The organism is Amycolatopsis sp. NPDC023774 (assembly GCF_040639695.1).
Classification (GTDB): Bacteria; Actinomycetota; Actinomycetes; order Mycobacteriales; family Pseudonocardiaceae; genus Amycolatopsis.
Map to the genome: position 1 here is coordinate 34462 of NZ_JBFAAJ010000044.1, position 9351 is coordinate 43812.

The 9351-nt window shown below is 67.2% G+C and carries 11 protein-coding genes and 1 pseudogene; 6 read left to right on the top strand and 6 right to left on the bottom strand.

Annotated features, from left to right (window positions below):
• Positions 1-25: 25 nt before the first annotated feature.
• Positions 26-652 carry a DedA family protein gene (locus tag AB0F91_RS42890; protein ID WP_360607549.1) on the bottom strand — a complete coding sequence of 209 codons (627 nt, stop codon included), beginning with the start codon at positions 650-652 and terminating at the stop codon, positions 26-28.
• Between the two features lie 387 nt (positions 653-1039).
• Between AB0F91_RS42890 and ligD (AB0F91_RS42895) the strand changes: the two genes are divergently transcribed.
• Positions 1040-2068: a non-homologous end-joining DNA ligase gene (gene ligD, locus AB0F91_RS42895; RefSeq protein ID WP_360607551.1), complete on the top strand. Its 1029-nt coding sequence runs from the start codon at positions 1040-1042 to the stop codon at positions 2066-2068.
• Positions 2069-2073: 5 nt separating this feature from the next.
• A complete protein-coding gene (locus AB0F91_RS42900) occupies positions 2074-2457 on the top strand; it encodes a hypothetical protein (RefSeq protein ID WP_360607553.1) in 384 nt (127 codons plus the stop codon).
• Between the two features lie 374 nt (positions 2458-2831).
• Here the strand turns inward: AB0F91_RS42900 and AB0F91_RS42905 are convergent, their stop codons facing one another.
• The 3 genes from AB0F91_RS42905 to AB0F91_RS42915 form a co-directional block, all read right to left on the bottom strand.
• Positions 2832-3740, bottom strand: a complete 909-nt coding sequence (locus AB0F91_RS42905; RefSeq protein ID WP_360607555.1) for a hypothetical protein — start codon at positions 3738-3740, stop codon at positions 2832-2834.
• Entirely contained in the window at positions 3730-4494 is a 765-nt protein-coding gene (locus AB0F91_RS42910; RefSeq protein ID WP_360607557.1) for a hypothetical protein, read from the bottom strand. The genes AB0F91_RS42905 and AB0F91_RS42910 overlap by 11 nt, the downstream gene beginning before the upstream one ends.
• A gap of 98 nt (positions 4495-4592) precedes the next feature.
• Positions 4593-5177, bottom strand: a complete 585-nt coding sequence (locus tag AB0F91_RS42915; RefSeq protein WP_360607559.1) for a hypothetical protein — start codon at positions 5175-5177, stop codon at positions 4593-4595.
• 155 nt (positions 5178-5332) lie between these two features.
• Here AB0F91_RS42915 and AB0F91_RS42920 point away from each other — a divergent pair.
• Both AB0F91_RS42920 and AB0F91_RS42925 read left to right on the top strand, forming a co-directional pair.
• A pseudogene (locus AB0F91_RS42920) lies at positions 5333-5692 on the top strand (DDE-type integrase/transposase/recombinase); the annotation flags it as partial.
• Positions 5693-6204: 512 nt separating this feature from the next.
• A complete protein-coding gene (locus AB0F91_RS42925) occupies positions 6205-6375 on the top strand; it encodes a hypothetical protein (protein WP_360607561.1) in 171 nt (56 codons plus the stop codon).
• 232 nt (positions 6376-6607) lie between these two features.
• Here AB0F91_RS42925 and AB0F91_RS42930 read toward each other — a convergent pair whose 3' ends face one another.
• Positions 6608-7246, bottom strand: a complete 639-nt coding sequence (locus AB0F91_RS42930) for a hypothetical protein (RefSeq protein WP_360607563.1) — start codon at positions 7244-7246, stop codon at positions 6608-6610.
• A complete protein-coding gene (locus AB0F91_RS42935) occupies positions 7243-7968 on the bottom strand; it encodes a hypothetical protein (RefSeq protein WP_360607565.1) in 726 nt (241 codons plus the stop codon). Before AB0F91_RS42935 ends, AB0F91_RS42930 begins: the two co-directional genes overlap by 4 nt.
• Between AB0F91_RS42935 and AB0F91_RS42940 the strand changes: the two genes are divergently transcribed.
• Complete coding sequence (locus tag AB0F91_RS42940; RefSeq protein ID WP_360607567.1) at positions 7948-8220, top strand: hypothetical protein; 273 nt, start codon at positions 7948-7950, stop codon at positions 8218-8220. The two genes, AB0F91_RS42935 and AB0F91_RS42940, sit on opposite strands and share 21 nt — an antisense overlap.
• A gap of 5 nt (positions 8221-8225) precedes the next feature.
• Positions 8226-9146: a non-homologous end-joining DNA ligase gene (gene ligD / locus AB0F91_RS42945; protein WP_360607569.1), complete on the top strand. Its 921-nt coding sequence runs from the start codon at positions 8226-8228 to the stop codon at positions 9144-9146.
• Positions 9147-9351: the final 205 nt, after the last annotated feature.

The window sequence follows — 9351 nt, forward strand, 5'->3', positions numbered from 1 at the left end:
TTTCCTTTGCCCAGGGACGAGAACATCAGGAGCCGGGTCCGCGGCGCTGCTTGCGGCTCCCGAGAATTTCAAGCGCGAGCGGGATCAGCGAGACGATCACCACGAGCGCGATAATCGGCAGCAGGTACTGGTCGATCCCGGGGATCGTGGCGCCCAGGAGATACCCGGCGACCGTGACGCCGATCGACCACAGCAGCCCGCCGAGCACCTGCCACACGGTAAACGTGCGCACGGGGACGTCGAGGATGCCCGCGAGCGGATTCAGCACGGTGCGCACAACCGGAATGAACCGGGCGAGGACAATCGCCTTCGCATGGCCATAGCGGGTGAACAGCACTTCGGCCCGGCTCATCCCGCGATGCAGATGCGCATTGCTCGTGCGCGCCAGGAGCGCCCTGCCCCCGCGCCGGCCCAGCACGAACCCGGTCTGCGCACCGAGCAGCGCGCCCGCGACCGCGGCCACCAGCACCAGCGGCAGGGACAGGTGGACGGTGGCCGTGGCGCTGGTCGTGCAGAACAGCCCCGCGCTGAACAGCAACGAGTCACCGGGCAGGAAGAACCCGACCAGCAGACCGGTTTCGGCGAACAGGACGAGGAACACCCCCGCCACCCCAAGGCTCGACAGCCACGACGCCGCGCTCAACGGATTCATGCAGAAGACCGCCTTCCCCGGGGGATCTGCTCTTCGACACCGATGTAGTACTTCTACACTATTGTCGTTTTACGGGGTGACCAGCCCGGCGATCAGGCGCATGGCGCATCGGCTCAAGCGTCCGTGCCGACCCCGGTGAGCCGCCTCCAGCTGCGTGACGTGGCGTGCGCAGGCCGGCGGGCCGGGCAGCGGGTCCCGGTGGTGGGGAGTGGGTCAAGGTCCCCGGTGGCCAGGCGCGGCGGTACCCACCCGGCCGGACCGCGAAACCACCCGTCAGGGCCGGTGACCTGCACGTATCCCCCGGCGGCAGCCGAACTGCCGGGTTAGGCTCGCGCCAGATGCCGCCGGGTGCGGGCTGCCCGGCGACCGGCGAGCCGGGGAGGTCCGATGGCCAAGCGCGTGCCGGGTGACCGGTCGGTGGTGCCCGGTTACGTCGAGCCGATGCTGGCCACCGCGGACGGCGGCCGGTTGCGCGACGACCCGAAGTACGCCTACGAGTTCAAGTGGGATGGCTACCGCGCGATCATGCGGGTCGCTGCGGACGGCACGACGGTGCTGACCAGCCGCAACAACAACGACTTCACCGGCCGCTACCCCGAACTCGCCGGCGCCCTCACCGACGCGCTCGGAGGTCGGCACGCGGTCTTGGACGGGGAGATCGTCGCCCTCGACGACGCGGGCCGGCCGGACTTCGGGCTGCTGCAGAACCACGACAGCAGCGGCCACACGGTCGCCTACTTCGTGTTCGACGTCCTGCAGCTGGGCGACGACGTCCTGCTCGATGCCTCCTACGACGAGCGCCGGAAAGTCCTCGAGGAGATCGAGCCGCCCGACAAGAACCTCGTCGCGATCAGCCCCTCCTACAGCCACGCCGACCGCTCCGCCACCGGGATGACCCCGCGGGGCATGCTCGACGTCGCCGCCACAAGCGGGCTCGAAGGCCTCGTGTGTAAGGCGCGGACCTCGAAGTACCGGCCGGGCCGGCGCAGCCCCGAATGGTTGAAGCATCCGCTGATCCAGACGCTCGAGGTCGTGATCGGCGGCTGGCGCCCGGGCCAGGGCCGCCGCGGACGCCTCATTGGCGGGCTGCTGCTCGGCGCGCACGACCGCGACACCGGAGACCTGCTCTACATCGGCGACGTGGGCACGGGCTTCACCCACCAGGCGCTGCTCGACGCCCAGGAGAAGCTCGCGCCGATGGAGCGCGCGAGGAGCCCGTTCGCGAACGAGGTGCCGCGTGACCGCGCCCGCGGCGCCCACTGGGTCGAACCGGCCTTGGTCGGCGAGGTCGTCTACCGGCAGTTCACCCCACGCGAACACCGGCTCCGGCACACCGCGTGGAGAGGATGGCGACCGGACCGCGAGCCGGGTGAACCGCTTGTCCCCGAGCAGCCCGGCCGCGGCAGCGGGAAGTGAGGGCGATGGCCGAGCAGAAGGTCACCGTGCAGGTCGGGCAGCGCCGGATGGCACTGTCCAACCTGGACAAACCGCTCTACCCGAACGGCTTCACCAAAGGCGAGGTCGTGCGCTACTACACCTGCATCGCCTCGTTCCTGCTCCCCCATATCCGGCAGAGGCCGATCACGATGGTGCGCTTCCCCGAGGGCACCAACGGCCGGCTGAGGTGCGGTGGGGACCAGAGCGCCTGCGAGATGTTCGCGAGCCAGACGAAAATCGGCCGGCACGAGACGCTCGACACCGAAAGGGAGATCCCTCCCAAGACCGCCAAACCCTCGTCGGAGACGTCCGAATCGTCCGAGACGACGGCGGCTGAAACCACCGGCACGTCGACGCCCTCGGGCTGAGTGCCACGTCGCGCGCAGCCTCCTCGGGTTGCTAATCGAGTTGTCCGACGAGATAGTCGCACAGGCAGCTGAACCGCAGGTCGCCGACCAGCCGAGCGCCGCCCAAAGCTCGAAACGACTTTGGCCGGATGCCCGACTGAGCGTGGGGCACCCGGCCAAAAGCCCTCACACCAGACGACTTCGAGGACCAGGACGAGGCCGCTGAACGACTCCTGTCCTTCCAGCACCGGTACAACACCGCCGCGATCCCCTTCGACTGGAGGTTCACCCACGACGACCTTAACCGGCTGCTCGAACGGATCGGCCGTCATGATCGCCACGCTCCACGACCGCCGCCAGCATGACGACCCCCGACGAAGTAACGGGCGCGACCACTAGGTTCCAGTCGGGGAACTGGCCACCGACCGCATTGTTGATCCGTAACTGGCAAGCTCTAGGCCAACCAGATGCTTTACCATCTCGGACTGGTGGGCCGCGACGTCGACCAGAATCTGATCGGCGCGGTCGTCCTCGATGTGGATCTGGGCCGCGAGCGCCAGCGCTCGTACGCGGGCGCTGGGATGACCGTTCCCGATACGCGCCAGCGCATCAGCGCACTCGCGGGACCGAATTACGTCCGCGATGCGGACCGCGGCTTCCAGGCCGCTGAAATTGAGGTACCGGCAGATCATGCCCGAGCCCTCGTCGAACTGGAACTGCATTTCGTTCTGCACTGGTCCCCGCGGAATCAGGTTGAGGGAGACCGAAATCTGGCCCGGTGGCAGCTGGATGTGCACGTCCTCTTTGGCTCGGTAAAGCGCTACTCGACCCTTGGTCAGGGAGAACACGCCTTCGTCGGCCAGCTCGACCACCTCCCCGAGGCGGCCCTCGTATGCAGTCCGCTCGTACCTATACGAGCGGCAGCTGTAGCCGAGGCCCAGGTAGCCGACGGTCAGGATATCGAAGTTGTGGTCGTGGCACACGTCATACTGGTAGCCGGGAATCGCCTCCTCGGCAGCCGAGATGGGCTTCCAGATGTTCGCCCGGATGAAGTAGTCCCTGGTCGAGTGCACCAGCAGAACTTCCGGCGCGTACAGGTTGCCGGCCTGGAATCGGAGCTGGTTCCGCAGTTCATAGAATAGGCGTTCAATAAGAAAAGTTTTGTTGTTCGCCAGCTTCTGAAGCAAGGGAGCGGAGGCGATCAAGTCCTCGTGCCGGGTCAAGTCGAAGCCGCCGTCGTCGATGGCTCGTACGTACTCTTCAAGCGACAGTGAATCCTCTCCCGCGCTCGTCTCAATGTCCATCGGCAATGTGATCACCTGCCCCCGAGAAAAGATGATCCAGAATGGAATTGGCGCCCTCTCGCAGACCGTGCTGACCTGATTCGGCGGCGCAGTGGAGCGCCGCAAAGCTGTACGGGTGTCCGGACGCGAGCATGGACTGGATCGCCAGCAGCGCTACCTGAGGCGAACGCGACGTCAACGCGAGTTCGTAGATGTCGTCCGGCACCGCGACGCCCTCCGTATGGGCGATCTGCAGGACGTTCCGGAAACGCGACGCCGCGAGTGAGGACTGCTCACAGTAAAGCGAAACGAGCTCGGGAGTGAACGTCCAGACCACGTTCGGCGACGCGCGGCGGTACGTCAGAATCTGGGCGATCATCGGACTGGTCGCCTCGCAGATATCCAGAACCTCGTGCCGATTCTCGTTTACGAGAACGTCGCCCTCACAGGCGTCACGCACCGAGCACTCGCGGATCTGCACTCCCGCGACGAATTGTTCGATATCGCACTGCGTTGGCACCGCCAGGGTTCGGACCGTGAGCGTGCCCGGACCCTTCACCGCGATCATCTGCGGCATCCCGACCCACTTCACCGTTCGCGGCCTGCGACCAAAGGGCGCAACGACACGGACCGAGTACTCGAGGTTCGGAGTGTCAACGAAAGTAAAGCTGCCCTGGCCAACGCCGCGCCGGACGATATGATCGCTGTCTGCGGCGGCGGCGAGGAGCTCCCGGGCCACGAATTCAGTGAGAAATTCGCTTCCGGCGTGGTCCAAGAACACAGCTCTGAGGGACTCCCAGTCGTCCGCCGTCCGTTCGAGGGCTTCAGTGAGGACGTCTAGTTCGCTCGCCACAGCACCTACCGGTCCGTTCATCAGACAAGGAAGATCTCGATCACAACGAAGATCACCAGGCCGCTGCAGTCCTCATCCGCGGCCGCGAGGCGGTCTGACCCGTACGTGGCGACCGCATCAGAGAACGTTACGCCCTTGAAGTCGCCGATCAGCAGCTGACGGCGATCCGCCAGGTATGCGTGAAGCTTGTCGTACTCTCGGCCGGCCTCCTCTGAATAGCCCGTCTCACGGAAAACATGGATCAGATCCAACTTTGACGCGACTTCCTTCGCGACCTCAAACTGCGCCTGGGATATGCGAACCAGCCGATACTCGACCTCCGGTTTGAAGGTCGTGATGGGCGTGCAGGTCGTCGCCGATTCCCTGGAATCGATCAGCGACTGAAGATACGGCCGCAGTGGCCGGTATTTCTCCATGATCGGCTCGAGGCTGGCCAACTTCGCCTCGACGTCCACGTCCGCATCGGCTCTGGACGCTTCGGCTGATATGGTCATTGTCAGAGCTGGTCCGGCGTTGTCCGGCTGTCGCTGGAAGCGGATGGCCGGCTTCATGGCGAGAGCAAAGGTGACGAACGAGCGTAGGTCCTCTGACAACGTCTCAGTCATGGCATCTCCCCGGGCACGGTGACGATTTGCGCTTACGTAATTCCATCGCGGTCCGGAACGGCACGACGGTTGGGCGGCGCGATCGGACTCCCTGCAGGGAGGACGCTGGCACTGTCGTTCATCAATAGCAATAGGCCGATGGGCGTTGCCCCTTCTACTGCTGCGCGGTCTTGGACGCGTTCAGCCGCAAGATCGTGGTCTGGTCCATCAATAACAACCAGAGCAGCAACCTCGTCATCAACGCTATCGAGATGGCGATCAGCGACCGCGATCGCAAGCCTGACACCGTGTTTCGCTCCGATCACGGGGGTGCAGTCCACGTCCTGGAAGTTCACCAGCTTGCCCTCACAGGTGGGATGTTCGGCGATGTTCACATACCCACCGCAAGTTTGATTTGGGTGCCGATTGACCAGATCCTCGCTGAAAACCTCGACCTTCGGGTTCTGGCGGGTCTGCCGCCGCGGTATCCCGCCCAGCCCTGGCTCGATCACCGCAGCCGACCCAACGGTCCCTGACGCCAACCAGTATTGAGGACATCAAGCGACCCCGCCGCCCCGATGGCACCCGAAATGGCCTACCTGGATGACCCGGCAGCGACGTTCTGCCTGGTCAGAAGGGCACGGTCACCCGGTGGCAGCGCTCTCGTAAAGCGGGTGCCGCAGGTTCGAACTGTGGGGCTTTTGAGCTCACGGCGACGCGACCAAACGAGGGCTTGCCCTGGATGGAGCTGGCCAGCCCGTGACCAGGTCAGGTACAGCGCCGCACTGGAAGACGACGGGGGCGCGCGGCTGCTCGCGGGTGCAATGGTGGCTCTGGTGTGGGCGAACTCGCCCTGGGCGCCCATCCACGCGGTCGAGTGCGTTGTTACCTCGCCGATGCATGTCCGTGCTCTGGTGGAGTTCTTGCGGCCAGGAGCGTCTGCTCGGCGCTGCCAGCGGCGACTACTTCTGCGCGGCGTGCCAAGAGCCGATGCCGATTATCGACGAGCCGTCGCGATGCATGTCGTGCCAGGAGGCCCGGGCGGTTCATGATCGAGCCGACACATCAGACGGCCTGGCAGCGCCTGAACTGTGACAACGTGTGGGGCTGGTCCCGGCGACCGCGGCCCCCAGGCGGCGACGTCGCGACCAACTCCGACGACATCGAGATGGCCAAGCAAGCCGTCGCCCTGGTCGTGTCACCACACGACGCCTGCTGAGTCCAGTCCAGAATCGATCGTCGCGGTGCCCTCCTAACGCCGACCGGTGTGACGTCGCGACCACCGCTGGGCGCGTCGACCACCGCTGGGTGCGTCGACGATCACTTCCGCGGGCGAAGTCCGACTGGCGCATCAACTGCGGATGTGGACGGAGGGTGGACGCCTCTGAGCCTGGCAGCCCCTCCTCGGCGCTTTGGGACGACCAGCCATCCCGCGCGGACAATTGCAGCGACTACTCCAATTGGCGGAGACGGGTGAAGTATTCACCGACCTGGCCGAGGTGCTCGCGGCCCGTGGCCTCGACGAGCCGGTACACCGCGTCGTAGGTGTAGTCGCAGCTCGCATCGACGAGCCGGTTGCGGAAGAAGATCGGCTGCTGCGCGGCGTCGGTGACGCGGGTGATGTTGCCGACGGGATCGTAGGTGTAGGCAAGGTCCGGCAGCCGGTCCGGGCCGCGCGCGGTGCGCAGCGCGTCCAGTCGGAAGGTAAGCGGGTCGTAGGTGTATGCGGTCGTCGTCCCGTTGCCGTGGTCGCACCGGGTGCGACGGCCGTGGGCGTCATAGTCGATGTTCGTGAGGACCGCGACGACCCGGCCGTCGGGCAGGGTCGCGTCGATGGTCTCCAGCAGCCCCGCCTCGTTGTACGCCCGCCGGATCCGCGCGCCGTCGGGGGCGCGCATCAGAGTCGGGCGGTTCAGGGCGTCGAACTCGCTCTCCGCGACGAACGTCTCGCCGGTGAGCGGGACCGCGCCCGACCAGTCGAGCGTCACCGCGTACTCGGCGGCGAGTTCGCACCGCGCGCCGCGCAGGTTCCCCTGCGCGTCGAACCCGAGATTAGTCAGCTCGCCGGCGCCGTCGCGCTGACTCCTCACGCGGGTGCGGAGGTTGCGGTCGTCGGCCGGCTGGTCGTCGCCGTACTCGATCTCCTGCTCGACGACCTCCCCCCGAGCCCGCCGCCCTGCGCGAACACCCGGACCAGTCGCCGCAGCTCGTCGTAGGTCATCCGGCGGCGGAAGCCACGGCTCGCCCAGCCGATCACGACCTGCCCGGCGACGTCGTGCAGGTCGTGCCGCTCGCCGGCCTCCATGCTCGACCGGCGCACCAGGGTCGCGAGCATGTCGACGTCGTGCCGCATCACGAGGCGGCCGCGCGCGTCCATGATCTCCCGCTGGTTGCCCTCGACGTCGAGGACGGTCCTGGTAGCGAGGAACGTGTCCATGCTGGCGACCCGGTCGTGCTCGATGGTGAGGAACGCCCGCCCGAGCGGGTCGGGGAAGGTCGTGCCCGGCGTGCGGGCGTGCGCGTCGGTGTTCGCGACGGCCTCCGCCTCCGCCGACCCGGGGGCGGCGCCGCTGCGCTGGTCGCGCCAGCCGTTCCACGGCCCGTTGGCGGCGAGGTACGCGGCGACGACACCGCCGATGTCGGCGTCCGGGCCGGGATCGTCGAGCACCGTGTCGTTGGCGTCCCAGGCAGCCCCCCGCCAGGCGCCGATGACCTGCTTCTCCCACGTGCCGTCCGGCCGGATCGTCGCAACGACGCGGTCAAGGGGGTCGTAGAAGGTGACCGTGCTGACGTGGGCACCGGCTTCACTCACCAGGCTTTGCTCGACGCCCAGGCCAAGCTCGACCCGCTGGCCTGGTCGACGAGCCCGTTCGCGAACGAGGTGCCGCGCGAGCGGGCCCGCGGCGCGCACTGGGTCGAGCCGGTCCTGGTCGGGGAGGTCGTGTACCGCCAGTTCACCCCGGGCGAACACCGCCTGCGCCACACCGCGTGGCGAGGCTGGCGCCCGGACAAAACACCTCGCGAGGTGTTCGTGCCCGAGCAGCCCGGCCGCGGTGGCGGGTGAGGCCGATGGCCGAGAAGAAGCTGACCGTGCAGGTCGGCGAGCGCCAACTGGTGCTGTCCAACCTGGACAAACCCCTGTATCCGAGCGGGTACACCAAAGCCGAGGTCGTGCACTACTCCTCGACCATCGCCCCGGTCCTGCTGCCCCATCTGCGCGGCCAGCCGGTCACGTTCGTGCGCTGGCCTGAGGGCACCACAGGTGAGGCCTTCTTCGAAAAAGAACTCCCCCGCGGCGCCCCCGACTGGGTCCGCACCGCCCCGCTGCCCAGCTCCGGCACCCGCAGCGGCAAGGGCCCCCGCACGATCACCTACCCGCTCATCGAGGACGTACCCAGCCTGGTGTGGGCGGCCAACCTCGCCGCCCTCGAGCTGCACGTACCGCAGTGGACTATCGGCCCCGGACCGAAACGCCAATCTCCCGACCGGCTCGTATTCGGCCTGGACCCGGGCCCGGGCGCCACCGTCGTGGAGTGCGCCCGCGTCGCCGAACGGCTGCTCGAAGTCCTCACCGCGGACGGGCTCACGCCGCTGCCGAAAACCAGCGGGTCGAAAGGCCTGCAGATCAGCTGCGGCGTCCGCACCCGCCAGCCCGGGCGCACCTCCGCCTACGCCAAGGCGATCGCCGAGCAGCTCGCCGCCGAAATGCCCGAGCTGGTGGTGTCGAAGATGGCGAAGAACCTGCGCGCCAACAAAGTGTTCATCGACTGGAGCCAGAACCACGTCGCGAAGACCACCATCGCCCCGTACTCGCTGCGTGGCCGCGACACCCCGACCGCCTCGACCCCGATCACCTGGGACGAGGTCCGCGCCTGCCGCACCACGGCCGAGCTCACCTTCACCGCCGACGACGTGCTGCACCGCGTCGAGGAGCACGGCGACCTGCTGGCCGAGTTGGCCGGCACCCGCGTGGCGTTGCCCGGCCGCTGACCGCCGCGGCCGCAGCCGGGCACCTTTGGGTGCTATCCCCAACACGCGATCCCCGCGCCTGCAACTTCGGGCCTCAACCTGACCGGATTCACTCTCTCGCCGCGGATCCGCGACAAGTTCGACGACGAGCACTACCCCGGTTACACCATGGGCCGGGCCGCCGACATGCTCGGCACCACTCAAGGCTTCCTGCGCAGCCTCGACG